Source organism: Roseateles sp. (assembly GCF_965229315.1).
Classification (GTDB): Bacteria; Pseudomonadota; Gammaproteobacteria; order Burkholderiales; family Burkholderiaceae_C; genus Pelomonas.
Map to the genome: position 1 here is coordinate 606,889 of NZ_CBDDJA010000002.1, position 26,387 is coordinate 633,275.

The 26,387-nt window shown below is 63.9% G+C and carries 26 protein-coding genes and 1 tRNA gene; 10 read left to right on the forward strand and 17 right to left on the reverse strand.

The genetic code is table 11. From position 1 onward, the window contains the following. Positions 1-21: 21 nt before the first annotated feature. From ACO07H_RS07580 to ACO07H_RS07600, 5 genes are all read right to left on the reverse strand, one after another. Positions 22-288 carry a hypothetical protein gene (locus tag ACO07H_RS07580; protein WP_422012735.1) on the reverse strand — a complete coding sequence of 89 codons (267 nt, stop codon included), beginning with the start codon at positions 286-288 and terminating at the stop codon, positions 22-24. A gap of 109 nt (positions 289-397) precedes the next feature. Further along, entirely contained in the window at positions 398-859 is a 462-nt protein-coding gene (locus ACO07H_RS07585; protein ID WP_422012737.1) for a hypothetical protein, read from the reverse strand. A gap of 29 nt (positions 860-888) precedes the next feature. After that, positions 889-1,377: a hypothetical protein gene (locus ACO07H_RS07590; protein WP_422012739.1), complete on the reverse strand. Its 489-nt coding sequence runs from the start codon at positions 1,375-1,377 to the stop codon at positions 889-891. Positions 1,378-1,589: 212 nt separating this feature from the next. Further along, positions 1,590-2,363 carry a hypothetical protein gene (locus tag ACO07H_RS07595; protein WP_422012741.1) on the reverse strand — a complete coding sequence of 258 codons (774 nt, stop codon included), beginning with the start codon at positions 2,361-2,363 and terminating at the stop codon, positions 1,590-1,592. 75 nt (positions 2,364-2,438) lie between these two features. Next, positions 2,439-2,687: a hypothetical protein gene (locus ACO07H_RS07600; RefSeq protein ID WP_422012743.1), complete on the reverse strand. Its 249-nt coding sequence runs from the start codon at positions 2,685-2,687 to the stop codon at positions 2,439-2,441. A gap of 154 nt (positions 2,688-2,841) precedes the next feature. Between ACO07H_RS07600 and ACO07H_RS07605 the strand changes: the two genes are divergently transcribed. Further along, entirely contained in the window at positions 2,842-3,096 is a 255-nt protein-coding gene (locus tag ACO07H_RS07605) for a helix-turn-helix domain-containing protein (protein WP_422012745.1), read from the forward strand. 59 nt (positions 3,097-3,155) lie between these two features. Here ACO07H_RS07605 and ACO07H_RS07610 read toward each other — a convergent pair whose 3' ends face one another. Together ACO07H_RS07610 and ACO07H_RS07615 are read right to left on the reverse strand one after the other, a co-directional pair. After that, on the reverse strand, positions 3,156-3,569 hold the full coding sequence (locus ACO07H_RS07610; protein WP_422012747.1) for a hypothetical protein: 414 nt from the start codon (positions 3,567-3,569) through the stop codon (positions 3,156-3,158). Positions 3,570-3,583: 14 nt separating this feature from the next. After that, positions 3,584-3,787, reverse strand: a complete 204-nt coding sequence (locus tag ACO07H_RS07615) for a hypothetical protein (RefSeq protein ID WP_422012749.1) — start codon at positions 3,785-3,787, stop codon at positions 3,584-3,586. A 681-nt stretch (positions 3,788-4,468) separates the two neighbouring features. On the opposite strand from ACO07H_RS07615, the gene ACO07H_RS07620 reads away from it, so the two are divergent. The 3 genes from ACO07H_RS07620 to ACO07H_RS07630 all read left to right on the forward strand — a co-directional run bounded on the left by ACO07H_RS07620 (position 4,469) and on the right by ACO07H_RS07630 (position 6,990). Next, a complete protein-coding gene (locus ACO07H_RS07620) occupies positions 4,469-5,764 on the forward strand; it encodes a site-specific integrase (protein WP_422012751.1) in 1,296 nt (431 codons plus the stop codon). 222 nt (positions 5,765-5,986) lie between these two features. Next, complete coding sequence (locus ACO07H_RS07625) at positions 5,987-6,316, forward strand: hypothetical protein (RefSeq protein ID WP_422012753.1); 330 nt, start codon at positions 5,987-5,989, stop codon at positions 6,314-6,316. Then, positions 6,307-6,990 (forward strand): relaxase/mobilization nuclease domain-containing protein, encoded by a 684-nt coding sequence (locus ACO07H_RS07630; protein ID WP_422012755.1) that lies wholly within the window; start codon positions 6,307-6,309, stop codon positions 6,988-6,990. The genes ACO07H_RS07625 and ACO07H_RS07630 overlap by 10 nt, the downstream gene beginning before the upstream one ends. Positions 6,991-7,353: 363 nt before the next feature. Here the strand turns inward: ACO07H_RS07630 and ACO07H_RS07635 are convergent, their stop codons facing one another. From ACO07H_RS07635 to ACO07H_RS07675, 9 genes are all read right to left on the reverse strand, one after another. Continuing rightward, a complete protein-coding gene (locus ACO07H_RS07635; protein ID WP_422012757.1) occupies positions 7,354-8,394 on the reverse strand; it encodes a ComEC/Rec2 family competence protein in 1,041 nt (346 codons plus the stop codon). Between the two features lie 9 nt (positions 8,395-8,403). After that, on the reverse strand, positions 8,404-9,669 hold the full coding sequence (locus ACO07H_RS07640; RefSeq protein WP_422012759.1) for a hypothetical protein: 1,266 nt from the start codon (positions 9,667-9,669) through the stop codon (positions 8,404-8,406). Then, positions 9,657-10,790 (reverse strand): caspase family protein, encoded by a 1,134-nt coding sequence (locus ACO07H_RS07645; RefSeq protein WP_422012761.1) that lies wholly within the window; start codon positions 10,788-10,790, stop codon positions 9,657-9,659. The genes ACO07H_RS07640 and ACO07H_RS07645 overlap by 13 nt, the downstream gene beginning before the upstream one ends. Further along, positions 10,787-13,183, reverse strand: coding sequence for a S8 family serine peptidase (locus ACO07H_RS07650; protein ID WP_422012763.1), 2,397 nt, complete (start codon positions 13,181-13,183; stop codon positions 10,787-10,789). The genes ACO07H_RS07645 and ACO07H_RS07650 overlap by 4 nt, the downstream gene beginning before the upstream one ends. A 13-nt stretch (positions 13,184-13,196) precedes the next feature. Next, complete coding sequence (locus tag ACO07H_RS07655) at positions 13,197-14,438, reverse strand: AAA family ATPase (protein ID WP_422012765.1); 1,242 nt, start codon at positions 14,436-14,438, stop codon at positions 13,197-13,199. A 218-nt stretch (positions 14,439-14,656) separates the two neighbouring features. Then, complete coding sequence (locus ACO07H_RS07660; protein WP_422012767.1) at positions 14,657-15,733, reverse strand: ParB/RepB/Spo0J family partition protein; 1,077 nt, start codon at positions 15,731-15,733, stop codon at positions 14,657-14,659. 429 nt (positions 15,734-16,162) lie between these two features. Continuing rightward, entirely contained in the window at positions 16,163-16,810 is a 648-nt protein-coding gene (locus tag ACO07H_RS07665) for an AAA family ATPase (RefSeq protein ID WP_422012769.1), read from the reverse strand. A 133-nt stretch (positions 16,811-16,943) separates the two neighbouring features. Beyond that, positions 16,944-18,728: a DUF6538 domain-containing protein gene (locus tag ACO07H_RS07670; protein ID WP_422012771.1), complete on the reverse strand. Its 1,785-nt coding sequence runs from the start codon at positions 18,726-18,728 to the stop codon at positions 16,944-16,946. Positions 18,729-18,806: 78 nt separating this feature from the next. Next, positions 18,807-18,883: transfer RNA gene (locus ACO07H_RS07675), tRNA-Met, on the reverse strand. Between the two features lie 42 nt (positions 18,884-18,925). Between ACO07H_RS07675 and ftsY the strand changes: the two genes are divergently transcribed. Then, entirely contained in the window at positions 18,926-20,119 is a 1,194-nt protein-coding gene (ftsY, locus tag ACO07H_RS07680; RefSeq protein WP_422012773.1) for a signal recognition particle-docking protein FtsY, read from the forward strand. Between the two features lie 42 nt (positions 20,120-20,161). Continuing rightward, complete coding sequence (locus ACO07H_RS07685; protein WP_422012775.1) at positions 20,162-20,551, forward strand: hypothetical protein; 390 nt, start codon at positions 20,162-20,164, stop codon at positions 20,549-20,551. A gap of 15 nt (positions 20,552-20,566) precedes the next feature. Here the strand turns inward: ACO07H_RS07685 and ffh are convergent, their stop codons facing one another. Further along, on the reverse strand, positions 20,567-21,949 hold the full coding sequence (gene ffh / locus ACO07H_RS07690; RefSeq protein ID WP_422012777.1) for a signal recognition particle protein: 1,383 nt from the start codon (positions 21,947-21,949) through the stop codon (positions 20,567-20,569). Between the two features lie 56 nt (positions 21,950-22,005). Between ffh and ACO07H_RS07695 the strand changes: the two genes are divergently transcribed. From ACO07H_RS07695 to ACO07H_RS07710, 4 genes are read left to right on the forward strand one after another with little or no spacing between them, the layout of a single operon-like run. Beyond that, complete coding sequence (locus ACO07H_RS07695; RefSeq protein WP_422012779.1) at positions 22,006-22,869, forward strand: cytochrome C assembly family protein; 864 nt, start codon at positions 22,006-22,008, stop codon at positions 22,867-22,869. After that, positions 22,866-23,120, forward strand: a complete 255-nt coding sequence (locus ACO07H_RS07700; protein ID WP_422012781.1) for a PP0621 family protein — start codon at positions 22,866-22,868, stop codon at positions 23,118-23,120. Before ACO07H_RS07695 ends, ACO07H_RS07700 begins: the two co-directional genes overlap by 4 nt. 15 nt (positions 23,121-23,135) lie before the next feature. Beyond that, positions 23,136-24,797, forward strand: a complete 1,662-nt coding sequence (locus tag ACO07H_RS07705) for a sensor histidine kinase (RefSeq protein ID WP_422012783.1) — start codon at positions 23,136-23,138, stop codon at positions 24,795-24,797. Next, positions 24,794-26,251, forward strand: coding sequence for a sigma-54-dependent transcriptional regulator (locus tag ACO07H_RS07710; RefSeq protein ID WP_422012785.1), 1,458 nt, complete (start codon positions 24,794-24,796; stop codon positions 26,249-26,251). Before ACO07H_RS07705 ends, ACO07H_RS07710 begins: the two co-directional genes overlap by 4 nt. Positions 26,252-26,387 lie beyond the last annotated feature (136 nt).

Consider the following 26,387-nt stretch of genomic DNA (forward strand, 5'->3'; position numbering starts at 1 on the left):
GCTCGATGGAGTTTTGTGCTGCTATCGCAGCCCGAGCAGGCGCTCCAACTGCTCGACCCGATCAAGCGCTCGCTCATGGCGGTCGGCCAGGATGTTCCAGGCTTGGCATAACTCCTCGTACCGCGCATCAGCCGCTGCCTTCGCAGCGAGGGCGCGTTCATACAGATGGCCCTGTTGATGGGCATCCAGCGCCTGCGAAGCGGCGGAGATGCCAGAGCCGAGTCCGCCGAGCATCAGGTCTACGCCATCGGCTGCGCTGATGAAGTTGCGTCGGTCGCCGGTCCACATGTCGAGATCTCCTTGTACCCAGATTTGTACCCGCCGTTGTACCCACCAGCTTGTACCCACAACATCACAGTAACCTCACCAGAAGGCAACAGCGCTGTATCCATAGGCATCAAGCCAGTGGGTGGTACCGCGCCTTGTGCTTCGGTTGCGTTGCAGCCCGCATCGAGCATGTTGGGCACTGCATCGAGATCGCAGCACCCTGTGGCCAAGGGCCTCTGGCGCCGCACAGGGCTATGTGATGGTGCGCATGGACAGTGTGCGCGATGCCTGCGAAATCCCCTACGCTTTCGAAGCGGTCATCGGCATCGCGTTGTCGCCGTTCTACACGGGCGCCGAAGCTGCGGAAGTCGCGCACGAAGGCATCGGCAGCGATGGAGAACGGAAACGTCAGCGTTGCAGCTTCGAGGTCGAAGGCGGTCTTCGTAAGCGGTGCAGTAGCGGGTGCGAAGTCAGCGATGACGAAGCGCCGCGCTTGCCAGCGGCCAATTACGACAAGGCCGGGAACACCCAGTTCGCTGAACTTCTGTGCTGCCGGGCTGGCCAACAGCTTGTTGGCGCGAGTCAGCGTCATGCCGGAGAAGGCTCGCGGGCAGTCCACTTTCATGGTGGGGGCAGCGATGAATCGCCGCGCGAATCGCGCGCCTTCTCCAGGTAGGCATCGATGCGGCGTTGGACAGCCTCGAATCGCTCGCCCATTTGGGCCGGCGGCGTAGGGTCCCAACGCTCGACGAAGCGGGCGAGCCGCGCTTTCACTGCATCGTGCTTCTGACGCATGGCCGGCTCGTTGCGCTCGGCCTCCGAGATCCCCGCCAGCGTGTCCCATTCTGTGCGGGTCAGGCCGAGCAGCAGGATGCGGATGAGCTTCGCCACCTCGACCGCGATCTCATCAGCGGTTCGTGCATTGCGACTGATCAGTTCCCGCCAGTGCGCCGCCTTCGGCACGCGTTCGAAGTTGGACAAGCCGAGACGCTGGAGAAGGTGTTCGGGCGACTCGGGTTCGCGCTTCTCGCGCGGCGGACCGGCCAGCGATCTCCAGAATGGCGAAAGTCCTTCTGGTTGGGCGTTGTCGGATGCATGCTTGGCTGTCATGGATGAACTCCCTTGGTGACGAGGTGAGCATCCGCTAAATTGCTTCGGTACAGACGTGCTGGATACGAGTTGCGATCGGTGAAGTTGGTGTCGCCCCGGGCCGCAGGCGCACCCAGGCCGAAAGAACTATTGGAGCCGTGGCCCCGATCAGGTTTGCAGACCTGCCTGGAAGGCTATGAAGCTGGCCCGAGTGGGGCTGAGGCAGTGAGAGCTCAGAGCTTTGTGTCGCTGGTCTTCGGCCGCTCCCCTTTGATGTTGCCAGCCCCGGAAGACATGTAGCGCATGAAGGCGCGGCCGGCATCAAGGTCCACAAGCTGACCAAAGCCCGATGCCATGATCTTGGTGCCGTTCTTGAGCTGGGGTTGGTAAAGCACGCCGAAGGCCTTCTTGCATGCCGGGTCGAGCCGGATGCTGTCGTTGTCGCCCTTGCGAATGAACGGGAAGTCGAGGCACTGACCTTCGAACAGATGAACGCCGTCGATGGCCGGGTCACCCGGTTGAGATGCGATCGAACCGCCGTTCACGATCATGAAGGCGCTCTTGATCTCCGCGGCCCCCCTGTATTTGGCGAGCATGTCAGACACCATCTTTTGATACTCATACTTTCCGCCGGCGTCGTCGCGCCAGATGCCCCAGACGCGGCCTTCGTGCACGAAGATCTTCACGAAGTTGAGGTTCGACTTCTCCTGCGGATGAAGATCGAACCTGATGCCGGCCTTCACCTTTGCGCGTGTGGTCGGACTGGTGAGTACATAGTCCGACTGCTGCAGGTTGATCGGCCGATCATTGGCGTCCTTGCTGCCGGCCGGAAATCGCTTCTTGATCTGCGCGATGGCTTCGCCTTCGCTCATGCCAATTCGGACCCCGAGAAGTTCGTAGCCGGCGATCACGCCGTTGCTGTCCTCAGGTTTGTAGATACCTGCGGCGGCAGCGGGAAGAGTGATCAATGCGACCAAGCTTGCGACGGTGGCGAGGATACGGTTCATGTTGGATGAGTGGGAACGTACGGGCGAGTTGGTCCGAACCGCAACTGCGGCTGGGAGACAAGAGAAGTAGGGCCGTCAGCGCTTGGCGATGGACGTCGGCTGCGGCGTGGCATCCTTGACGGAACCGTTCAGCAGCGGATCGGCGTCACGACGTGCAGCGGTAGCTGCCGCGGCAAGCGTTCCCGCATCACGCGATGGCTTGGCCGCCACGACGGCCGCTGGTTGTGTTGGCGCCGATGCTTCTGTCGCCGGTGCCGTACTGCCGCTTTGCGCGATCAGTAGGCAGGCAACGGCGGCGAGCTGCCGCGCTCCTCGAATTTTCATTCCTTACCTCCCCAGGATGAATGACGGATGGGTCAAAAAGTGCTCCATCCGGATCGAACGGAGGTCAATGCAACTCTTAATGATCCACAAAGAGCACCTAATGTATAGCGAATGATGTGGAGAGGGAAGTTCTTGAAATTGATGCTGTCCGGTCATGCCCAAGACCAAACCCGTCCTGACCTCGCGCGAGGTGTTCGCTCGCAATTTGCGCCGTGCAAGGCGCTTGAAGGATGTGACGCAGGAGACCTTGGCGCTCGACGCCAGCGTGCCGCGGGCGTACCTGAGCCGCGTCGAGCGAGGGAACATCAACATCTCGCTTGACAACGCGGACGCACTTGCCCGTGCGATCGGCGTCGCGCTGCACGAACTGGTCGACCCGGCAAAGTTCGCCGGTTTCGACGAGACTTGACGGGTGGTCGCTCTTGGCGACCACCTTCAATGCCTTCTGTTGCCATGGCGCTGAGCCTCTCATTCCAGGGCCATGAGGGCCGCACGACGCGCCGCGATCGTGCGTGCTAGGTCACGCGCATATCGGATCCAGGCGAATCCGTCCTCTACGCCGGTGTCTTCGTACTCGGGGATGTCGAGGATGTAGGCCGTAGCTTCCGCACTGGCTGCGAGCACATCGACCAGACGACTGTGCAGGCCGTAAGCGGCGCAGAAGTCGGCCACCATGCATGGGCTGGGGTGTTCTTCCAGCGTATCCAGCGCCACGTCCAACCGCACGCACTCCAGCCGGGCCAGTAGAGTCGCCTCGGCGCTCTCTGCGTCGATCTCGACGATGGCGAGGCAGGGGGATGTGAGCCAGCGCTTCCCATGTGGGGGCTCCTCGCCGCGCCGGAACCGAAGTCGCTCTTCGTCGTTCAGCTTTCGCCACGTCATGACTGGCTGCCCGGTCAGTGAACGAGTTCGATATCGCTGCCACACCAATGCGCGAGCATGAAGTAGGTCTCCAGCGACAGTGCGAGCTCGTCTCCGTCCACGATCCAGCCGAGCGTCCTGTCCCTGATCGTTTTCTGCATCAGGCTTCGAGTCGGTTCCGGAAGGCTCGCGATCACGATGCGGCCTTCGGCATCGAGTTGCGTCAGCGCGCGATTCATCGCTCACCTCGCCCACACGCTCCGCCGCAGCGGCCACGGTGCCGCTTGATGGGATCCAGTTCTTCGGCTTCGAAGAACCCGGACGGGTACTGGTCTCGGATGTAGCGGGTATCGGCGCTTCAAGATCAGCCCTCAGGCGAGCTGACGGAATGTGAAAGCGATCAGTCTAGAAACATGCTTTGTGGCAGCCAAGTTTTGAGGCTGATCACCACTGCCGGAAAAAGTTGTGTTTTGGCGACACGCTCTCATTTGTTGGCTTGTAACAAATTGAACATGGGGCAAGTCGTTGATTGGAAAGATATTTTCTTTAGCTCGATGGTTTATCGTATATCTCCTGTTCCATCGAGATGGTGTGGTGAGTATTAAATACACCATTGCCCCAGATCGCGCTGCCTGAGATTGCTTGGTGATTCGAGTGTGCATTCATACAGTGAAGACTCCTGAAATCAACCGGAGTCATGAATGCCCGTAATCGCTAAAAGCCAAGCCAATTGCACCCAAAGAGCTACTGACACTTTGATGTCAAAACGATTTGCGCTGCCGCATGTTCCGCAAATCTCGCTGAGAAGGCAAATTATCTCAGCGCAGTTCGAAGTGCCTGTCGCGGCACCAGCGGGTGGATACTTTCCACTTCATCAGTCGCCAGGCTGGCCTTCAGTCATCCCCTCCACCGCAGGGCGCTTGGACCCACTGCAGATCGATGCCTTCAATGAGCCCTCCCGTAGTCGACCCATCAGCCATTGCAGGCTCAACCGCACGCGCCTCAGTGAGGCTCTGGAGATTTACCTCGAAGAAATGGGTGCAGAGGACCAGAATAAGCCACGAGTGCTCGTCGACAAGCGCCGGGTGATCGATGATCTACTCGAATATCTGAAGACCCGTCAGCCTGCGGGGGCGGATATCTGGTTGGATGAGATTCAGTCGAGCGATATCTACTGGTACATCAAGAACTTGAGAGGGCGGCCTGGAAAGATTCGCTTCAAGAATGCGGTGCGCGGAAATTCAGCATCTCGTACCTTGGAGAAGAAAGGCCGCATGCTGGACCACTTCTTTGAGTTTGCCTGCCACAAGCTCCACGCTTGTTCAGATAATCCTGTGGCTGCACAGCGGGACATCTTCGAGAAACTCAAGCAGGAGGCGGTGCGTGAGGCGCGGCATTACCTTCCGTTTACCTCTGACCAGCTGCAGATCATCTTTGATCCTCACGCCTACCTGACGTATTCGAACCAGCCGGACTGGTTCTGGGCTCCGTTGCTCGCGGCGCACCTCGGCGTTCGTGCCGGCGAAGTGGTCCAGCTTTCGGTCGACGACTTCCACTTCGACCCAATGCACAAGATCTGGTTCGTGGCGATCCGGCTTCAGTTCGCGAAGAACCGGAACTCGGTCCGCACCCTTCCTTTGCATCAAGGCCTGATCGACCTGGGGCTGATTGACTACATCGAGCGGGTGCGCGCGCTGGGCGGCACGCAACTGTTTCCCCATCGGGACTACACGACCGCCACCTTGAGCCGTGACCCGTCCAAACGCGTCTCGGAGAACTTTGCCAAGCTGCTGGCCAAGTGCGGCCTTGAACACCCTGACCTGGTGTTCCATAGCTTCCGTCACATGGTCGTTTCTGCGCTGCATGACGCCGGCGTTTCCCTGGCCGAAGCCATGCAGATCTGCGGACACGAGGCGATGGAATTTCGGGTCAGAGCAGGTGAGATGACCAGGAAGCAGGCACGGAGCCTGCACCTGCCGACCTACACCCATCCAACGGCGCCGCGGCTGAACATCAGCTATCCAGCCGCAAGGCTCAAGACGGAGATCGAGCGCAGCGTGACGCTGCCGATTGACTACGCGCGGCTGCGCACTGCCGCTGGCATCGTGGCAGAGCACCTCCGGCGAACGCCTGAAGGTTTTGCTGCGGGCTGGCCGCTGCAGAACCGCCGGTACACCGAGCTTCAGCTGAGCCGGTTGGACTCTCCGCCGTACTGAGCATTGCTGCGCCAAGGCGGGGTCCCCTTCCAGAGAGGCGGACCTCGCTCGCGCGCGTGACGACACGCACCTTGACGGCGTATCTCCTGGATCAAACCTGTGTAACCAAGAATGAACCACAAGTGTCCTGCCAGGCAAGGCAAGAGCGATGTGCCACCAGCCCGCAAGCGAACCATCAGCGCGGCGAGATGCCCCCAAGCAACCCGTCCCGTCAACTTCCGAATGACCCCTGCGGAGATCGCGCAGCTGGACAACTGCGCTATTGCTGCGCACCGTAGCCGCTCAGAGTTGATCCTGCAGGGCCTGCGACGCTGCATGCGGGACGGGGTTTGGCATTCGGCGAGCATGCCGGCATCGGTATCTCGGGATTTGGTGTCACCGCCCGCCGAGGTCGTGGCGCTGTCGCAAGTGTTGCTGGGGCTGGCGATGAGCTTGGATAGCCTGTTCTCCGGTGCGCGGCGATCCTCGAAGGTGATGCAGGACGCCACCGCGACCCTCGCCGACGCGAAGGTCATGCTGGCCCGCCTGATTGAGGATCTCGGGTGCTCCTGAAGATCATCAACTTCCGGCGAAAGCAGCCCAGGAGGCGATCTGACCTTCGGCGATTGCTGCGCTATCTGTTCACGCCCCACCAATCCGTGGCGGGTGCTGGCGCCCGTCTGCTCGGTGCGCCGCAGCTTCACAAGCTGGTGCTCTCGGCAATGCCCTGGAGTGCCGCCGGGATTCGCGATGCGGCGTCGCAACTGACGCAGCAGATGGACCGCTATTGCCGCGCTGCGCGGCCAGGGCAACCTTTGCCGGACGTCTGGTACGTCCACATCATTGTTTCGTTCCCTCCTGGCGCCACAGGCGTTCTGCGCGTGCCGGTCGATCCGCACGAGCACATCACGCGCTGGCGATCTCCGGCCCAGAACGCCTATCGGATCACCCGCGATGTCTTGGAATTCTTTGGCTGGACGCAGAACCGGCCGAGCCTGTTCGTCGCCCATGGCGACAGGCGCCACGTGCATGTCCACGTGGTCGCCGTCCTGCCGGTTTTCAATGATGAAGACTGGGCGGTGCTGCGCTTGTCGCGACGGCAACTGGACGAGGTGGCCAAGATCTGCGCGGAAGCGTTCTCGATTCCTTTGGCCTCGCGAGCGGCGCACAAGCACCATCAGAAGTGGGAGGATTTGCTGGACTGGCGCTCGCGCGAAGTCGATGAAGCGGGGTTAGACCCTGGCTGACTGGCCTTGCCATCTGTGGCCGGCGAACGGCGCATTAGGTTGGTGCGACACGTTCGCGCCTTCAGGCCTACGCGTTCGCTGCGACCATCACCGGTCGTTCGGCGGTCTGTGGCCCGTATGTCAACTGCACGTTCGGGACTGGACATTCAACCATGCGCAGGCTCCGACGGATCTCGAACGACCGGTTCCGCCTGCGGCGACCGGCTTTTAAGTGCTGAGGAGGGAACGAGAAGCGCTGTTCGTTTGGTGCTTGAGTTGGCCTAGCGTGTGAATCGGACACGCCGAGGGGCTCCGGCGCCGATCTGCGCTCCGAATCGGTATGACTGGCCTGCAGGACGCAGGCCGGCCCGCTAGGGCGGAGATTCAAGGCAGGCTGACGGTCACAGTGCCTTCGGCGCCATACACCGTGCTGTATTGGTGCTGGGCAATCAGCAGAGCGTCATTCCAAGGGCTCGTGAGGCTGGTCTCGTAGTTGAAGATCAGCTCGGGCGTCTTGCCATGCCGCACGGTTCTTGCGACGGCCTCGGGTGACGGATGCCCATAGATCTTGCCGTTGCTGCTGAACAGGTATCGCGGGCTGTTCAGCGCCTTGATGAACGGAATAGACACGTTCGCCTTGCTCCCGTGGTGCGGTAGCTTGACTAGGGCGAACTTGTAGGGAGGCTGTTCTCCGACCGCGCTTAGCGAGGCTAGTAGACGCGACGGATATGCATCCGCGCCGAACAGGATTCGATGCGTCCCATACTGGAACACAAAGGCAATGCTGCTGCCGTTGGCCTCGGCCACGTCCTCGATGAAAGGGGCATCGGCAAGTGCATCGACGTCCATGGCATTTCCGCCGCCGAAGCCTTCCCGTTCCGACTCGACGATGTGTTCTGCGAGCGGGTCGGCGTAGAGTCCAGCGGCATCGCAGACGTCGATCCACTTTTTTCGAAGGCGTTTAAGCAGGCCGTCGTCAGGCGACAGCAGATGGATTGACGCGCCGCCGGGAATATCCACCGGGGCTCCAACGGAGTCGACTGAGATCGGACCGCCTCCGAAATCTTGATTCCATGGCAGGCCCTTGCCCAGGATGAGTTCGGTGAGCCGTTCGCCTTCCTTCTCGCTGAACGCCTCGCCAGGAAGATGGCGCAGGCCGTTGAACCAGAGGTCTCGCACGGGGACGCCAAAAAAATCCTTCTCAAGGAGTCCAATCATCCCGGCAATGTGGTCTCTGTCGATGTGAGTCACCACGACGAGCTCGAGCTGCCCACCCCTGGCCACGAGCGCTTCCAGTTTCTGTCTCAGGTTCTTTGAAACGCTCAACCCGCAGTCGATCAGGATGACGTGGGGTGCGTGGCTGTCACCGTACTCGATCCAGAGGCAGTCGCCGTAGTTTGCCGGTAGCGCAGTCACCTCAAGCATGCTCCCTCCTCAATCTTTCTTGGCGAAGTCCAGGTACTTCGAGACATCAATGGTGGTGAATACCTCGTCCTTCGAACAAGCCAGCGACGCGCGGGTGACGGCGGCGAGCGCCCTCTTAGCGGGTTGGTCCTTGGCGTCCACGACCGTCAAGTAATTCAATGCATCCGAAAGAACGCGTAGGCCGATGGTGAAGTAAGGAAGGCCCCGCTCTACCGCACCCAGGATGAGTTGTCGGGCTTGGACGAAACCGCTGGAGTTGGTTTCCGCATCTCGTAGCAGCGTCCAGCCAACGGCGATGCCAATGTCCGCCATCCAGTAGTTGTCCGCCAAGCAATTCGCGACCATTTCCGACCACTTCAGGTGCTCATCGCCGGCAAGCGCGTCGATGTACGCGGCGATTGCAGCTGTGAAGGGCTCCTGAATCTTGAAGTCGAAATTCGTTCCGAGTCGATTGACTACCTTGTACACAGCTTTCACCGAAGGCCAGTCACCGCTTGACAGATATTCCATCAGCGCTTCGAGTGACGGATCTTCAAGTTCCAAGCGAATGTTCCACCGCGAACCGGTGTTCAGAGAATCTGGACGTTGCGCACGCAGAACAAAAGGCGCAACTTCATCCTTCTTGGACCAAGTCTCCGGATATGAAATGAGCGTCCATTTCTCTGTGCCCCCACGTGCCAAAAGCCAAGCGCGCCCCCTCGGTGGAGATGCATCTAACGGCGTATTGGTTGGTAACTTGGCAACAAAGTCTGTCGCTGGCGCTTCCGTAAAGCGAGCGATTGGATGGCCGTGCCTCCTGCAGTTGAGCACGCCGGCCACGAACCCGCGAGGGTTCAGTAGGCTGGCGTCCAGCCGGTGTGACGTAGCGAAGGCGAGAACTTCCAACTCTGGGGGCGTTGACCTAGTAGTCGACGACATCACGACGCGAGCAATAGCGCTGTCGTCAATGAACGGTTCAGACGTCACTGAACTTGATTTGGATGTCAGAAACTGCGGAACAGAAAATAGAAGTTCCTGGCCTTCACCAATCTCAATGGTGCGTCTGGTGTGCCGCCCCCTGGGATGGACCAGCTCGACCAGATATTTTCCGGCCTCAGGCATGGGAAGCAAGGACGGTGCTTCAGCGCGACCTGGGCCGACGGATATCGGCTGCTCGCTGTATACAACTTCCCCGATCTCTCCGGCCTTGATCGCCCAGACGTTGCAAACGAGCTGGCGGGTGCGGGCAGCGTCACGCGCGCCCGCTTCGCCTGAAAACTTGATTACTGAGCCCATAGGACCCCCAATTCGACTTCCTGCATCGGACCCATTAGCGTGACGTCCCTGAACGACTGGGGCGCGTCCGCGAGCTGAGGAAAATCTGCAGTGATTCGAGCGTTGCCTATTGGGAGAATCGTGCGCCAGGGATGTTCGTCGCCATCACGTTCCCTCACCACGATGCCGTGCGTTGCGCGCAGCACCGCGCCAACGTGCTTCTCAGGCGGTGCAACGGACACATGCACGACCACGTCCGGAGGTTCATTCAAGATGTGCAGATCGAAGCCCGAACCAGAGATGCCGTCGGTTTGGCAATGGCTATCACCGCTGAAGTCGTCCATGAGGGCTGCGACGGCGAGTTGAAGGTGCTGAGGGCTGATCGCCCAATCCTGCTGCTTGTTGCGCCTGGCGCCGTACTTGGTCAGGCCCGCCAACAGGGCCTTGGTGAAGTCGCTCACCTGATCGGGGTCGCCGAAGGCCTGTTTGCCAATACGTGCGGCAAACAGAACTGGGTTTGAACCGCGGAACATCCTGGTGACGTTGACCGGCCCGAGGCCGCTGTAGCCCAGGTTGTCGGGATCGACGAGCGTGGCCGAATCTACAACCCGGCAGGCGTCGACAAAAAATATCTGGCTTGTTGCCTGACAAGCGTGCATGGCCATCCGAAACCCGTTGAAGTTGATGGCGTGCCTGAGCGGGGTTGAGGACTTGCCGTAGTCGCTCAGCAGCAGCTGGGTTTCGATGCCGTTAGCCAGACCGTGTCCGCAGAAGTAGAAGACGGCGACGTTTCTGGGATCAGAATTGGCACGGTCAAACCAGGCTTTGGCGCAAGCCTCAAACTGGTCGTAGTACGCCTGATCTATCGGCTTGGGTTGGCCCTCTTCAGGGTAAGTGGCGACGTCCACGTCCGATATCAGTGCCTCGATGGACTTGAGCGGCGCGCTGGGGTTGTTCATGGTCTTGTCGAACCATTCGAGAACCGCCTTTGCGGAGCGCTGTGGGGACGTCAGCTGCCCCATGTTCCCGGTGCGCGCTGTGACGGGGCCAGCCCCGTTCAACAGGTGGTCGTACTTCCCCACGCCGACGATGAAGACGTGCGTGCCTGGCCCTTCGCTCGTGTCGAGTCGGAACGTGGTCATCGTGCGCGAGGGCGAGCTGCGGTCCGGACGTTCCTCAGCTGGATACCGCGATTTAGCAAGGACTGGCGCATGCCGGCAAAGATGGGCGCCTTCTTCGGATCAGCGATCGTAAGAACGACGGCGAAGCTGATGCCTTCGTCCGGGTAGGGCGCGCCGGCGCGAGTCAGGGAGTCAACGACCAGTCGCCAATTGCTGGTGCCCTCCAGTCGTTTGAACGAACGGGAGTAGTGCTTGACTGGCCACCACTTGGCACCATGAAGGATCAAGTGTTTCTCGGCGATGCCATGGTGGTTAGCGCTGAGACGGCCCTTGTACTTCACCTCGCCCTCCGCATCGATCGTCTCTTGGCGTAGGTAGGCATCTAGGTTCGCGCGAGCGAATTCGGCGCCAAACTTCCTATCCATGGGCGGGGAGCAGACCACTGTCAGCGCCACCTCGCCGCGACTGAAGTCTTCCGACACCAATGAGGATGGCCACGAGAAGTCGAAGGACAGCTCCATTCCTGGTGGGAGCCTGTCTGCGAAGAGCAACGTGATCGCGTGATCGTCGGTGGCTAGCATTTCGTGATGCTGTGCGGGCAGGCCGAAACCGGCGAAGTCCTTCGCCACTCCATCGAGTTTTGAGTCGCTAAGGACCTTCGGCATCTTGGCAAAGTGGTACATCAGGCCGAGCAGCAATTCGCGAGGTTGGTGGCCCTCGATTGCGCCGCCCAAAAGCGCCAGCGTCTTTGCGACTGAAGGTGCCGCAAAACTGGTGCCATGCCAGGCCCGAGTGCTGATGCCATCGGCATCGAGCGAGATGAGCGGATTTCCACCGGCTAGGCAGCCACCAATGTGTCCGAAATCTGGCTTGACCCCCGCGGACGTGGCGGGACCACGACGTGAATACCTTGCCGGGCGAGTGGTGCCCTTCGCGTCGACCAGTTCGAGGGCTCCCACAGTCAGATTTCGTGCTGTTTCGCCAGGTACGTAAACGCGGTCGGCGCCGAGGTGTGGGTAGGTAGCAATCTGTTGAAGGGCTGGAACCGGCTCAGCCGGCCATCGATCCCGAATGTGGGGGGTGGGGAGATTCCCCGCCGACACTACGAAGATGACGTCGTGCTTGTCCGCGAGCTCGTCGAGGATGGCCGCGGCGTAGCTGTACCCGGACGGATCCGTGAGCTCCAGCGAGTTCAGGCTCATGTTGACGATGCGCAACCCATCGGGCTTGTTCGCCAGTTGGGAATCCAACTGCCGCATCAGATCGACCAAGCCACTCTCGTAGTTCGCCTGAAAAAGCGTGTCGTCGTCGGTGTACAGGTCGAAGTCGAAGAACTTGCAGGCCGCGCCCTCGAGCGGCTGGCCCGGGTTGTAGGCGCCGCCGTTGACCAACAGCCCGGCGATGAAGCTTCCGTGCTCACGCTCTTCATCGGGGTTGTTCATGAAATTCAACCGTCCGACGCACCAGTCGGCAATCGGCCCCTTGCGAGTCACCCCCACGTCCACGACGCCCACGATGGGGTAGTCAACCCCGGGCTGTGGTGCAGGAAACGACGGCGCTTTACCGATTCTCGCGCTTGGGCCCGAGGCCGTACGCGTAACGACGGGACCCAACGAATACCGACGCACCAGCGCGGAGCCGTCCAGGAACTTTAAGACGCGATCAATGGTTGCCCTTAGGACGCCGGACTCGACGATTTGCTTTGGGAATTGAACAACCGTGATGTGCACCGTCTTCCATTCCTTCCCGGTCGCCCAAACTTTGAGACCGTCTGCCGCCTGGCTCAGTTGCTGGCGAAAGCGCCGTAGTGCCGCTAGCGTCCCTCGGCGGAAGTCGTTTCCTTGAACTTCGCTCTCATCGACAAATAGCTCGATGGCCAGATAGCGACCGGTGGGGTGTGCCTTGAAGTAGGCGGCGGCGTCATCGGACGCAAAGGCTCGCTTCTCGTTCGCGGCAGGGATCGTGATGGCCTCGATGGCGCCGACCTCAGATCTTGCCGCCGACGGCGCAAGCTCGTCCTTACTATTGCGCTTGGTGACCGTCTCCTCAGCGCGATTGATAACTCGCTCGGCGTGATTGAGCGAATCCTGGCTTACTTCGAAGTAGAGCTCGCCCAGGTTGCCAGTACCGACGAGCGGGAACTGAGCGGGCTTGAAGATGGCATCCATCGGCCGATGCGACTTGGCCAGTGCCGCAGATTGGAGCTTCACTTTCACGAAACCCACAGCGCCCACTTGCGGCCCGCTGAGCGCTGCGCGCACGGATTCCACTTCCTTCAGTAGCTTCGACTTGTGCTTGCGGAAATCGACATCCCGGCCCTCGAAGAAGTCCTTCGAGCCTCCGCCTCCGCCTGACTCGGGACGCTTCATGTACTGGTCGGTCTGCAGAACCACCTGAACAGGATTGTTTGCCATGGCTGTCGACTAGTCAGTTGACGCTATTGCGGGCGATCAAGCGGCTTACCTTTGACTGAGTTGTACCCATGGCATCGGCGACATCGGCTTGGGTGATCTTCAGGTCTCGGCTTCTCAGGGCCTCTTGCGCCCAAATGCTGCGGCCCTTCTTCAGAGACAGGACGGCCGGCGACTCAGAGGTGCTGGCCGACAGCTCAAGGTATAGCTCGAGCGCGTCGACAACCGAAGTGTGCTCATTGGCGTGCAAGGTCAGATAGCGTTTGATGAAGTCGCACATCGTTTCGACGTCGGAGCCACTCAGGCCATCGGTCATCCATGCCAACACCTTGATCGCGCCGACCGCAACCGGGAACGAATCAAGATACCGTTCGGCAATCTTCTGACGGGTTCCCGCGCTAGGCAGGCCAATCTCCATTCTTGCGTCGAAGCGCCGCCAGACGGCGGGATCAAGAAGGTTCTCATGATTGGTCAGTGCGATGGTCAGCCCAGTGCCCGCCCGAGAGTCCATGGCCTGAAGAACGGCGTTCACGACTCGCTTTACTTCTCCAAGTTCTTGAGGGTCATCGCGCAGCTTCGCAATGCCGTCGAACTCATCAAGCAGCAGGATGCACCGATGGCGATTGGCGAAGTCGAAGAGCGCACGGATGTTTCGCGCCGTGGTGCCCAAGTACGAACTCGTCAGGCCGTCAAGACGAGCGAGTAAGACTGGAAGCCCAAGCTTCTGTGCGGTCCAAAGTGCCAGTCGAGTCTTGCCGGTGCCAGGGGGGCCGAAGAACAGCGTGGTCCGTGGCACCTTAACGCCAGCTTCTTGTAGGCGATCAGCATTGATCCACTGGTCTACAAGGTGTTCGACGGCTTTCGCCGGACGGTCGTCCAGGATAGGAGCCTTCAAGTTCTGAAGCCGGTCGATCGTCCAAAGTTCTGCCAGCGGCGTGCTGGTCTCTTTGTCAACGGGCACCGCAGTGTTCGGCGTAATTGGCTCGCCAGCAACCATGGCCTTTGAAAGCACGACTCGGGCAGGCGCCATCTTTCCGGCAGCGGCGCGGATGCTTTCGAAAACGGTCTCAAGCGCCAGAGCTTCCTCATCGGCGCCACCTTGGGCAAGGGCTTCGCGAAGCCGTTGTGCATGCTGAAGTACGGCTGGGTTGCGTTCGCGCGCAGCGGCGCGAACCAGAGCTAGCACAATCGGAAAATGTTCCATTTTAGGGAGCCCCTTGTCCCTCTGTTTATGCAAATTGCCGCTTTGATAAAGCATCTATTTCTCCCTGGAACTCGATCTGCGCGATGTTTTATGCAATTTTAGGGTTGTCCTATGTTCCTGCGCAACAAATTGTTGAGTTGCCTGTGGCTTCTAGGGAGATGCCCGTGAACGATGGCGAATGCTGTATATTCGTACAGTATTCTCTTTGGCGCAATGCCAAGGGAGTCGCGGGTCTTGGCAGGTCGGATGGGCGTACCGCGCATTCGCCTTTTTCATGAGGGCGGGCTGCCGCGCCTCGTCCGCACGAACTTCTCGATAAGCAGCGTCAAGTCCTTAAAGTCGGCTCTTTTAAGGCGCGCGTTGACCCTGAACGTCATGCGATCAGGGCCAGCCTCCTTGATCTCGACGATGGCACGATCATCAGTGCGCGGGCCAGGAGATATGCAGACATCTGTAGTGATGGAGCCTCCATCACCGACATGGGTGTCATCGCGGAGAAGTCGCACGATGGCCCTCTTTGCCGGGAGCGGTCCGCCAGCGTCAAGCGCCTTCGAAGCCCGATCCTGCACGCCCGCAGAATCGGATCGCCACGCCGATTGCAGCCGCCGGATGTCGTCGCAGCCGATCTCCAGCGGCGACCTGAAGACCTCGAGAACGTCCATGGGCAGCGACGCCAGCCAGATTTTCCGAGTGGCATCAGCTTGGTCGATGCCGAGGGCCTGTGCCATCTGTCGCTGGCTCGCGTACAGCTTGGCTTCCAGCAAGCGCCGGTAGAACAGACCTGCCTCGTAGGCTGATAACTTGGCCCGCTCGCGGTTCTCCGCGTGCATCCGCTCTACCAGACGCCCTTCGGTGAGTTCCTCGACGATGGCGCGCACACGGAGCCCGAGCTCCCGGCAGGCTCGCAGACGGCGATGGCCGTAGGCCAATTCGTAGTTCGGCGCGCCTGCTGCGCGGTTCGAGCCCATGGGGCGGACAAGGATGGGGATTTGGTTTTCGCCGTCATGTTGGATGCTCTCCTTCAGTTCCAAAAACTCGCTGTTGTTGAAGCTCTGCTCCTGCCTGGACGCCCAGCGGGACAGCACGATCTGTGCGGGATCAAGATGAAGTACGGGCTGGCGCTCGATGAGTGGCTGTTTCGGCGCTGATCGGCTCTTGCCGAGCTTGATCGTGGTCCTGACCTGGACGGTCGTGTCGCCCCGCTTGATCGCTGCGCGGGCGGCGCCACGCACGGCTTGTTCCAAACGCGTACCTGAGCGGCGCTGCGCGTGGCCCGCATTGGCGGCCTTGGCCAACGCGCCAACAGGTGGTGGCTCGGCGGTGCTGCAAGGGTCTGTAGCGTCGGTCATGGGTGGCTGGTAGCTTTGAGAGAGGTCAGTCTGGCAAGTCCCGGGAGATTTGTCGCGCCGAGCCAGCAATCGCAGGCAGCGCGCTGCCTGCGCTGCTGAGGTGGAGACATGCCGACGTGGTGGCGTGCCACCGTGGTGAAGTGCTGTCTTGCCGCCATGTCACCGTGTCACCATGTCATCAACTAGAGCGCTAGCTTCAGTCTCCAGTTAGTGGTGGCAGCCCCCGCTGCTTGAGCAGTTCGCTGAGCCCGGCTACCAGCAGTCGCTGCAGCGAGGTTTGTTCCCTCATGGCGAAGTCGGTAGCACGGTGCCAATCAGCTCGACTCAGGCGAACCGCGATGCCGACACGCTGGTTCTTGCCTCGTGTAGGCAGCAGGACTGCGTCTGATTGGGCGGCCGCTTCGGAGGCCGGTTTGACTGCGTACTTGCTCAAGCTGCTGCTTGCTGGATTTCCCATGCTTCTTTCCTCATGTGCTCGGACAACCAAGCCCAGTAGTCAGTGATCTCGTTGGCCGCCTTGGAGTTGCTGGAGGCGAACTCGGTGACGGCGAGCCCATCCGTCAGTGCGCGGGAGAACGCACGTCGATCGCCGATCACGACCGGTGACACGACGCCGCCTGCGCTCAATGCGGCGATGGCCTGGGCAACCTCCGGCGCCCGGGTTGGCGCACGGTTGATGACGAACGAGTGCGGCTTTCCCGTCGCGCGCGCCAGCGCCACGGATCGCGAGGTTGCCGCGAGGTCCGGCATCGTGGGCTGCGACGGGATGACGATGTGGTCGGCGGCGCGAAGCAGCGCTGCCGTTCCTGGTGCTGCATGGGGTGGGCAGTCGATGACAGCGAGATCGAAGCCTTCATCTCGTGCAGCCGCCAACACCTGCTCGATGGAACTCGGCTCCGCGCGCGCGATGAACGGTGCCGGATGCTTGCGGTCGGCCGCCCAGTTGGCCACCGTCGCTTGTTGATCGGCATCGATCAGGATGACGTTCATCGAACGGCCGGCGGCGACTGCTAGGTGAACGGCCAAGGTCGACTTGCCTGCACCGCCTTTCTGCGAGAACACGGCGATGGTCAGCACGGCAGCTCCTTTGGTGACGTGATGACATGACGACACGCCGCCATGTCATCGCCGTTGTTGGTCCAGTGGCGACGGGGCGAGGGGGGCGCGACGCGCTTTCGCGTCCTGGTGTGGATGCGCATTGCAAGAATCCTCATGCAGTGGGGCCGCTCGAGCGGGGCTGGCGAATGGCAGGACGGCAGACATCGCTCCTCGGAATCGCTGCGACCCGATCCAGCATGGCCTTGCCGATCTCGCGGCTGTTGCTGTGCCAGCCGGAGGCGAAGCTGCCATCGGGTCTTTTGACGGTCCGCTCCTGCACGATGCGGGCGGCTTCGCGCAGCCGCACGAAATCCACCGGGTAGTGCAAGCTGTTCTCCTGGTGCGCCTTCAGTCGCGCATGCAGCGACCCCTGTGCGTATGCCCCCGCGTTGACGTAGGTCTTCAGGTGCGTCGACGATTGCCCGCCGAACTGGCCGGAAGCGCTGCTCAGTCGCACATGAGCGTCTTGGGCCGCGTGTCCGACGATCAGTTCCGCGTCGCCGACAGGCGTGCCGTGCACGTGCAGCCGTGTGATGACTGTGTGCCGAAAGCTATGGAAGACTTTGTCCGGTGCAGTGATGCCGATGGCGTCCAGATGCGCGGCGAAGACCCGGCTGACGTGCTTGGACGGGTCGGCCTGCCTCGTGTCGTTGAGCTCTCGGTGCGGGAACAGCATCGTGGCGCCGAGCGCTTTCACATGGTCCACGTACTCGATCAGGCCTAGATCGATCAGCGCCTGCGGAATCGGAACGTGGCGCAGCGAGTTGCTGTTTTTGGCCCGGGCGCGTGGCGCACCGTTCGCGCCTTCGTCGTCGTTCACGCTCAGCAGATACACCCCGTGCTCGGGCGAGAAGCGGATGTCGGAGACCTGCCGCGTCACGATCTCCGCGAGACGTGCGCCAAGGTAGGCGCCGATCAGGGGTGCCCAGAAGTCATCGGCGGCGCGCATGTTTGCCAGATAGCGCATCGGCTCGAAGATCAAGGCCAACTCGGGATCAGTGAAACACTCGTAGCTGTTGGCGCGCTTGGCGCTGGCCGCCCCCTTGCGAAGTCCTTCGGTGGCACCGTGGAAGGCCGCGTCGATGGGGTTGGCAGCAACCCAGGCCTTGCCGACGGCGTAGGCATAGAAGTTCTCCAGATGGCCGATGGCCTTGATCACCGTGCGCGGGGACAAGGTCTCGAAGGCATCGCTGCCGTTGGCATCATGCGCGAAGGGTTTCGTCTTCGAAGCTGCGCCATCGCTGCTGGCCTTGGCCGGCCGGCGAGCGTATTCGGTGACGAAGTCGATCAGCTCGTGGCGAAGGACATCGTGAACGTAGATCGTCTGCGCAGGATGTCGGCGGGCGACGAGATGCGCATCAAGCAAATCCATGGTCCGTCGCTTCTCGCCAGCCGTGCCGCGCCGGTTGCCATTGAGCGTGGCGCGCGACCGCTCAAAGAGCTCGATGGATGTCTTCAGCAGTGCAGGATTTGCGGGATGGGCCGTTGCCACTGTCGGCGCTACAGGCTGCACCAGCGCTGCTGCGGCTTCTACGGGCGCCACGCCGTCCGTGACCGTGTCCAGCAGGGCCTGGCGGAGCTCAGGCCGGTCGTGCAGCAACTGGTCGAACTGGCTGCGACCGCTGTTCTCGTGGATGTTCCATCGCGTCTCGCCGATGGTGACCGTCAGCGGCGTCGGGCCGGCGCGACGTTGCTTGTCCCGTGCCGCCGCACGCACTCGTTCCAGCAGCAGATTGAACTCGAGCGCCAGGATGCGCGCCTCCTGCGGATCGGTCGTGCGCAGCGAGAAGCGGATCTCGCGCGGCGATCCGTCGGGCCGGATGCCAGCAGGAACGATCCATCGCAGGCAGTAGGTGCCGTGGCGATTCTTTGCGAGTCGGGAGGGTTTCGCGGCCAAAGGTGGATACCTGAAGTGGATACCCGGCCAAACGAAAAAGCCTCGTAAGTGCTTGACTCACGAGGCTTTCGGACAACTTGGTGGCGCTTCAGGGACTCGAACCCCGGACCTGTGGATTATGATTCCATCGCTCTAACCAACTGAGCTAAAGCGCCTGAGCCTGCCATTCTAGCGTGTGTTTCAGCGAGAATGCAAGCATGTTCAGTTTCTTCAAGAAGACACCCGCGCCAGCCCCGGTCGAGGCGCCCGCGTTGCTGCCCGAAGGCTGGGTCACGAAGCCGGCGGTGGTACCAGCGCCCACGGTCGTGGGGCCTGCGCCGGCGATCGCGCCTGCAGCCGTGGCGATTCCGTCGGCCGCGCCCGTGGTGGCGCCGGTTGCTGCACCAGCGTCCGTGGTGCAGCCGGTCGTGGTGGCGCCTGTTCGTGCGCCAGCGGCCGCCCCGGTTCCTTTGCCGGTCGTTGCCCCGCCGCCTTCCGTCCTTGAAGGCACGCCGCGCCAGAGCTGGCTGAACCGTCTGCGTGCCGGGCTGCGCAAGACGGGCAGCAGCATCGCGCAGGTCTTCACGGGCACGCAGATCGACGACACGCTCTACGAGGAACTCGAAGAGGCTTTGCTGATGGCGGACGCCGGCGTCAGGGCGACGGAGTTCCTGCTCGGCGACCTGAAGCGCCGCGTGAAGGATGCCAAGGCTGCCGACCCGCAGGCGGTGCGCGGCCTGCTGGTGGACGGGTTGACCGAGCTGTTGTCGCCGCTCGAGAAGGGCCTGGAGGTGGGGCGCCACACGCCGACCGTGATGATGGTGGTGGGCGTCAACGGTGCCGGCAAGACGACCAGCATCGGCAAGCTGACGCGGCATCTGGCGCAGGCCAACCAGCGCGTGCTGCTGGCGGCCGCAGACACGTTCCGCGCCGCGGCCCGCGAGCAATTGGGCGTGTGGGCCGACCGCGCCAAGGTGGAAATCATCAGCCAGGAGGGTGGCGACCCGGCAGCGGTGTCGTTCGATGCCGTGAGTGCGGGCCGTGCGCGGGGCGCTGATGTCGTCATCGCCGACACGGCCGGCCGGCTGCCGACGCAACTGCACCTGATGGAGGAGCTGAAGAAGATCAAGCGCGTCATCACCAAGGCGCAGGAAGGCGCGCCGCACGAGGTGCTGTTGGTGGTGGACGGCAACACCGGCCAGAACGCACTGAACCAGGTGAAGGCGTTCGACGAGGCGCTGGGCCTGACGGGCCTCATCGTCACCAAGCTCGACGGCACCGCCAAGGGCGGCGTGCTCGCAGCCATCGCGCGCGAGCGGCCCATCCCGGTGTACTTCATCGGCGTGGGCGAGAAGCTGGAAGACCTGGAAACCTTCAGCGCACGCGAGTTCGCGCGGGCCTTGCTGGAGTGATGCGCCCGGGTGGCGCATGGTGCCGAACGGGAGCCTGACGCCGTGTTGATCTGGCGCCGCCTGCTGTTCGCCGTCGCCGTGCTCGCGGGCTGCCTGAGCGGCGGTGCGGCGCTCGAATCCGCAGCGTCCACCCAGCCGCCCATGTCGTGGAGCGGGCTGGCCATCCTCGCGATCGGGGCGGCGCTCGGGCTGCCGATGGTGCTGGGCTTGCAGGTGCTGCTGGGCAACATCAGCGCGTTCCGGCTGGGCTGGCGGCTGTTTCTGTACGCGGCGGTCTATTGCGTGGCGGCCGGGCTGGCGGCGCTGGCGATGGCCGCGCCAGGCCCGGTGCTGGCGCCGCACGCCTTCACATTCCTGGTGGCCGGCGCCGGCATGCTGGTCGGGCTGGGCCTGGTGCGCGCCGCCCTCAGAAGCCGGTTTGCCGCACGGTAGTGGCAGACCGAGGGGTCACATCCCCGGCAGCATGCCCTTCATGCCGCCCAGCTTCTTCATCATCTTCATCATGCCGCCGCCGCGCATCTTCTTCATCATCTGCTGCATCTGGTCGAACTGGTTCAGCAGGCGGTTGACCTCCTGGATCTGAACGCCGGCGCCCGTGGCGATGCGGCGCTTGCGGCTGGCCTTGCTCTTGCCGTCCATCAGCAGCGCAGGGTGTGACCGCTCCTTGGCGGTCATCGCGCGCAGGATGCCTTCCATGCGTTTCATGTCGCGCTCGGCGCGGTCCATGTCGGCCTGGCCGGGCTGCTTGTTGCCCATCATGTTCTGCGGCAGCTTGTCCATCAGGCCGCCCAGGCCGCCCATCTTCTTCATCTGCGCGATCTGCTGCAGGAAGTCGTTCAGGTCGAAGCCGCTGCCGCTCTTGAGCTTGTCGGCCATGGCCTGAGCCGAGGCCATGTCGACGTTGGCCGTGACCTGCTCGACGAGAGCGACGATGTCGCCCATGCCCAGCACGCGGCCGGCATGGCGTTCGGCATCGAAGACTTCCAGGCCGTCGATCTTCTCGGACACGCCCGCGAACTTGATGGGCGCGCCGGTGATCTGGCGCACCGACAGCGCCGCGCCGCCGCGCGAGTCGCCGTCGAGCTTGGTGAGGATGACGCCCGTCAGCGGCAGCGCTTCCTTGAAGGCCTTGGCCGTGTTGATCGCGTCCTGGCCCTGCATCGCGTCGACGACGAACAGCGTCTCGACGGGGTTCAGCGTCGCGTGCAGCTCCTTGATCTCGGCCATCAGCACGTCGTCGATGGCCAGGCGCCCGGCCGTATCGACCAGCAGCACGTCGATGTAGTGGCGGCGGGCGTAGTCCAGCGCGGCCAGCGCGATGTCGCGCGGCTTCTGCTCGAGCGTGGACTCGAACCATTCAGCGCCAGCCTGGCGCGTGACGGTCTTCAGTTGTTCGATGGCCGCCGGGCGGTACACGTCGGCGGAGACGGTCAGCACCTTCTTCTTGCGCTTCTCGATCAGGTACTTGGCGAGCTTGGCGGTGGTGGTCGTCTTGCCCGCGCCCTGCAGGCCGGCCATCAGGATGACGGCGGGCGGCTGGGTGGCGAGGTTGAGGTCGGCCACGCCTTCGCCCATCGTCGCGGCCAGTTCCTTGTGCACGACGGAAACCAGCACCTGGCCCGGGTTCAGCGAGCCGACGACCTCCTGGCCCAGTGCCTTCTCCTTCACGCGGGCGATGAAGTCGCGCACCACCGGCAAGGCCACGTCGGCCTCCAGCAGGGCCATGCGCACTTCGCGCAACATGTCCTGCACGTTGCTCTCGGTGATGCGGGCCTGGCCGCGCATCGTCTTGACGAGGCGACTCAGACGGTCGGTGAGGGTGGATGCCATGGGTCGGGAGGGGGCCAGTCCGGCAGAACGGCGGAGGCCAAAAGTACACTGCGGCCATGAGTTTATCGCCCGCTCCCTTTGCAGACGCTGCGGTCGGGCCGGGCATCGCGCTGGCCGTGGCCAGCGGCCTGGCCTTGCTGGGCTACGTCTGGGTCGGGTTGCTGCGGTCGCGCGCAGGCGATGCGGACCCGTCCGTGCGCCACCCCAGGCGCTCCGTGCCGCCCATGGCGCTGGCCTGGACGGCCCAGTTCATCGCCCTGTACATCGACATCAGTGGCTATGGCCTCGCCACGCCCGGTGCGCGCTTCGGCTTCGCGCCGGCGCTGTCGATGACGACCTGGCTGGTGCTGACGGTCTATCTGATCGAAAGCCGCTTCCTGCCGCTGCGCAGCGTGCGGCGCGTGCTCGCGTGGCTGGCCGCCGCCGCCGTGCTGCTGGCCTGGAGCTTTCCCGGTGAGAGCCGTCCGACGGCGGCTTCGCCGTGGGCGCCGCTGCACTGGGTGCTGGGCCTGGCGTCCTATGGTCTTTTTGGCGTGGCCGTGCTGCATGCCGCGCTGTTGAACCGCGCCGAGTCGCAGCTGCGTCGCCGCCAGGCCACGCCGGGCGGACTGCCGCTGCTGCAGCTGGAGCGGCTGACCTTCCAGTTCGTCGCCGCCGGCGTGGGTGTGCTGTCGCTCGCCATCCTGCTGGGCTGGTGGTTCACGCCGCAGTGGCGCTGGGATCACAAGAACCTGCTCGCCGTGCTCGGCTGGCTGGTGCTGGCCGGGCTGCTGGCCGGCCGGCGCATCTACGGCTGGCGCGGGCGCCTGGCCACGCGCTGGCTCTATGCCGGTGCGGCGCTGCTGCTGCTGTCCTATGCCGGCTCGCGCTTCGTGCTGGAAGTCGTGCTGCAGCGCGCGGGCAACGGGGGGGCGGCATGAAGTACCTGTTGCTGCTCGCGCTGCTGGCAGGCCTCTTTTTCTTCCTGGGCGCCAAGCGCGGCCGGCCGCGCGAGCCCGAGGCGCAGCCCCCGCCGCCGCCCTCACCGCCAGCGACGCCCAAGACCATGCTGCGCTGCGCCCAGTGCGGCATGCACCTGCCCGCGGAGGACGCGCTGCCCGGCCGCGGCGGCGTGTTCTGCAGCCCGGAGCACCGGGCCAGCTTCGAGACGCGGCCGGGCGGCCCGGCGTGAGCGCGGCGACCGCCCGTGTCTGAAGGCGGCTGGTTCTTCGAGGCGCCGTCGGCGCCGCAGCCGGCGGAAACCAGCGCGGCCTTCGAGCGCCTGTATCGCGCCTTCCTGTCGGCCCGCGCGGCATTGGGCGTGGCGCTGCTGGCCGCACAACTGATTGCGGCTCTGCTGGCGACGCCGCCGGCGCACTCGACGATGGCGCTGAGCCTGTCCTACGCGGTCGCGGCGATCACGCTGTGGCTGATGCCGCAGTTGCGCGCGGGTGTGTCGGCACGGGGCCTGGCGCGCATCAGCAGCGTGCACTGGTGGAGCGCCATTGGCGTGGACCTGGTGCTGTTCGGCGCGCTGCACGCGCTGGACGCCAGCGGCGTGAACTACGGCGTCCTCTTCGTCATGCCGGTGCTGATGGCTGCCGTGCTGAGCCCGCGGCGGCTGGCGCTGGCCACGGCCGCCATCGCGACGCTGGGCCTGCTGGCCGCGGCCGGCTGGGCGGCGCTGCGTGGCGCCGATGCCGGGCTGAAGATGACGCAGGCCGGGCTCGTGGGCGGCGGTTTGTTCGCCGTCAGCCTGCTGGCGGGCGAGCTGAGCGCCCGGCTGGCACGGGAGGAGAAGGCCGCGCGCGGCAGCCTGGCGCTGGCCCGCCAGCAGGAGCAGTTGAACCGGTTGGTCATCGACGAGATGCAGGGGGGCGTGCTCGTCGTCGACCGGCGCGGCCGCGTGCGCGCGATGAACCCCGCCGCCCGCGCGCTGCTGGGAGCGGCCGACGGCGAGCTGAGCTGGCATCTGCGCGGCCGGCCCGACTGGCAGCCGCTGGTGCTGGCGTTGGAGCAGGCCTACGCGGGCGGCGCCAGCGCTGAAACGGATGTCATGCTGCCGCTGGAGGGGGGCGTCAGCCGCAGCCTGCGCCTGAGGCTGCGCTTCACGCGCCAGCGCGAGGGCAGCGAGGAGCTGTGCGTGCTCTTCATCGAGGACAACCGCGAACTGCTCGCGCGCACGCGCCAGGAAAAGCTGGCGGCGATGGGCCGGGTGTCTGCCGGCATCGCGCACGAGATCCGCAACCCGCTGGCGGCCATCGCACAGGCCAACGCGCTGCTGGCCGAGGACGTCAGCGGCACGCGCGGCGAGCAGTTGACGAAGATGGTCGCGTCCAATGTGCAGCGCCTCAAGCGCCTCGTTGACGACGTGACCGAGGTCGCGCCCGGCATGCAGCCCGACACCCAGGCGTTGGATGCCAGTGCGCTGGTGCAGGAGACCTGCGAGGACTGGGCGCTGGTCAACGGCATCTCGCCCGGCGCGGCCAGCCGCTTCCAGTTGCAGGTCGCAGCACCCGGCCTCACGGCCCTGTTCGACGCCGAGCACTTGCGCCGCGTGCTGGTCAACCTGCTGGACAACGCGCTGCGCCATGCGGACGCAGGCGCGGGCACCATCCGCGTGGGGCTGGCGCGTGAGGGGCAGGCGCTCGACCTCGTCGTGGGCAGTGCCGGCGCGCCGGTGCCGCCGGAGATTGAGCGCCATCTGTTCGAGCCTTTCTTCTCGACGCGCAGCCGCGGTTCGGGCCTGGGCCTCTATATTTGCCGGGAGCTGTGCGAGCGCCATGGTGCCCGCATCGACTACCGCCGCGCCGCCGATGCGGCGGCCAACGAGTTCTGCGTGCGCTTGCGCACCCCTGCCTCCGCATGACCCATCCCACCCCCGCGCGCCTGCTGGTCGTCGACGACGAACCCGACCTGCGCACGCTCTACGAGCTGACCCTGCTGCGCGAAGGCTACGAGATCGACAGCGCCGGGTCGGTGGCCGAGGCGCTGGCGCACCTGCAGGCCGGCAGCTACGGCGCCGTCATCACCGACATGAGGCTGCCCGACGGTTCGGGCCTAGCGCTGCTGCGCTGGCTGGAGCAGGCCGGGCGCACCGAGAAGGCGCTGGTCATCACGGCGTTCGGATCGGCCGAGAACGCGGTGGAGGCGCTCAAGGCCGGTGCGTACGACTACCTCACCAAGCCGGTGGATCTGCGCCAGTTCCGCCTCGTCGTCGGCTCCGCGCTGGGCCGGGTCGCGCCGGCGCCGACCCCGGTGCCTGCGACTGCGGCTGCGAAGGCGGGCACGGCACCGGCCACGGCCTTGCGCCTGGTCGGCGAGTCGCCGGCCATCCGCGCGGTGCGCTCGCTGATCGACAAGGTGGGCCGCAGCATGGCGCCGGTGCTGGTGCAGGGCGAGTCGGGCACCGGCAAGGAACTGGTCGCGCGCGCCATCCACGACCACGGCGCACGCGCCGGGCAGAGCTTCATCGCGGTCAACTGCGGTGCCATTCCCGAGAACCTGCTGGAGGCCGAGTTCTTCGGCTACCGCAAGGGAGCGTTCACCGGTGCCAACGAGGACCGCGAAGGCTTCTTCCAGGCGGCCGACGGCGGCACGCTCTTCCTGGACGAGATCGGCGACCTGCCGTTGGCGATGCAGAGCAAGCTGCTGCGCGTGATCCAGGAGCGCTCGGTGCGGCCCGTGGGCGCGACGGCGGAGACGCCGATCAACGTGCGCATCCTGAGCGCCACCCACAAGGACTTGTCGGCCGAGGTGGCCGCCGGGCGCTTCCGGCAGGACTTGTTCTACCGGCTCAACGTCATCCAGATCCGCGTGCCGCCGCTGCGCGAGCGGCTGGAGGACCTGGGCCTGATCAGCGCGCGCGTGCTGGCGCGCATCGCGCAGGACGCCGGCGTGTCGCCCACGCCGCGGCTGGCGCCAGGTGCGCTGCAGACACTGTCGCGCTACGCCTTCCCCGGCAACGTGCGCGAGCTGGAGAACCTGCTGCACCGCGCGCTGGCGCTGTCCGGCGGCGAGTGGATCGAGGCGGGCGACCTCGGCCTGCCGGACGCGCTGCTGGACGACGGCCGCAGCGAATCGCAGTTCGCCGCGTTCGAAGTCCCGGTCGTGGCGGCCGCCGTGGCCGATGGCGTGTCGCTGCCCGAGGAGCTGCCGGCCGACCTGGCGCGCTACCTCGACGAGGTGGAGCGCGTCATCCTGCTGCGTGCGCTGGAGCTGCACCGCTTCAACCGCACGGCGGCTGCAGCGAGCCTGGGGCTGTCGCTGCGACAGATCCGCTACCGCATGGCGCGGCTGGCGATTTCTGCGGGCGACAGCTGACCGGCAGGCCCCGCGAATCCTGCCCTGGGATTTGCCCTGCTTGAATTCGGCGCCAAGCCCTCAGGCAGGGCTGTCTGCTCCGCGCAAACCCAGCATCGGCGCGGCCTCGCGGGGTGATTCGGGCTGCAAACGCAGG

What these genes read in the sequence shown, in the direction of transcription:
- ACO07H_RS07635 (WP_422012757.1), bottom strand. Translation starts at nt 8,394, where the DNA reads ATGCTTGAGGTGACTGCGCTACCGGCAAACTACGGCGACTGCCTCTGG.
- ACO07H_RS07655 (WP_422012765.1), bottom strand. Translation starts at nt 14,438, where the DNA reads ATGCTTTATCAAAGCGGCAATTTGCATAAACAGAGGGACAAGGGGCTC.
- ACO07H_RS07710 (WP_422012785.1), top strand. Translation starts at nt 24,794, where the DNA reads ATGACCCATCCCACCCCCGCGCGCCTGCTGGTCGTCGACGACGAACCC.
- ftsY (WP_422012773.1), top strand. Translation starts at nt 18,926, where the DNA reads ATGTTCAGTTTCTTCAAGAAGACACCCGCGCCAGCCCCGGTCGAGGCG.
- ACO07H_RS07700 (WP_422012781.1), top strand. Translation starts at nt 22,866, where the DNA reads ATGAAGTACCTGTTGCTGCTCGCGCTGCTGGCAGGCCTCTTTTTCTTC.
- ACO07H_RS07585 (WP_422012737.1), bottom strand. Translation starts at nt 859, where the DNA reads ATGACGCTGACTCGCGCCAACAAGCTGTTGGCCAGCCCGGCAGCACAG.
- ACO07H_RS07625 (WP_422012753.1), top strand. Translation starts at nt 5,987, where the DNA reads ATGACCCCTGCGGAGATCGCGCAGCTGGACAACTGCGCTATTGCTGCG.
- ACO07H_RS07605 (WP_422012745.1), top strand. Translation starts at nt 2,842, where the DNA reads ATGCCCAAGACCAAACCCGTCCTGACCTCGCGCGAGGTGTTCGCTCGC.
- ACO07H_RS07640 (WP_422012759.1), bottom strand. Translation starts at nt 9,669, where the DNA reads ATGGGCTCAGTAATCAAGTTTTCAGGCGAAGCGGGCGCGCGTGACGCT.
- ffh (WP_422012777.1), bottom strand. Translation starts at nt 21,949, where the DNA reads ATGGCATCCACCCTCACCGACCGTCTGAGTCGCCTCGTCAAGACGATG.
- ACO07H_RS07580 (WP_422012735.1), bottom strand. Translation starts at nt 288, where the DNA reads ATGTGGACCGGCGACCGACGCAACTTCATCAGCGCAGCCGATGGCGTA.
- ACO07H_RS07695 (WP_422012779.1), top strand. Translation starts at nt 22,006, where the DNA reads ATGAGTTTATCGCCCGCTCCCTTTGCAGACGCTGCGGTCGGGCCGGGC.
- ACO07H_RS07650 (WP_422012763.1), bottom strand. Translation starts at nt 13,183, where the DNA reads ATGGCAAACAATCCTGTTCAGGTGGTTCTGCAGACCGACCAGTACATG.
- ACO07H_RS07645 (WP_422012761.1), bottom strand. Translation starts at nt 10,790, where the DNA reads ATGACCACGTTCCGACTCGACACGAGCGAAGGGCCAGGCACGCACGTC.
- ACO07H_RS07615 (WP_422012749.1), bottom strand. Translation starts at nt 3,787, where the DNA reads ATGAATCGCGCGCTGACGCAACTCGATGCCGAAGGCCGCATCGTGATC.
- ACO07H_RS07610 (WP_422012747.1), bottom strand. Translation starts at nt 3,569, where the DNA reads ATGACGTGGCGAAAGCTGAACGACGAAGAGCGACTTCGGTTCCGGCGC.
- ACO07H_RS07660 (WP_422012767.1), bottom strand. Translation starts at nt 15,733, where the DNA reads ATGACCGACGCTACAGACCCTTGCAGCACCGCCGAGCCACCACCTGTT.
- ACO07H_RS07595 (WP_422012741.1), bottom strand. Translation starts at nt 2,363, where the DNA reads ATGAACCGTATCCTCGCCACCGTCGCAAGCTTGGTCGCATTGATCACT.
- ACO07H_RS07600 (WP_422012743.1), bottom strand. Translation starts at nt 2,687, where the DNA reads ATGAAAATTCGAGGAGCGCGGCAGCTCGCCGCCGTTGCCTGCCTACTG.
- ACO07H_RS07590 (WP_422012739.1), bottom strand. Translation starts at nt 1,377, where the DNA reads ATGACAGCCAAGCATGCATCCGACAACGCCCAACCAGAAGGACTTTCG.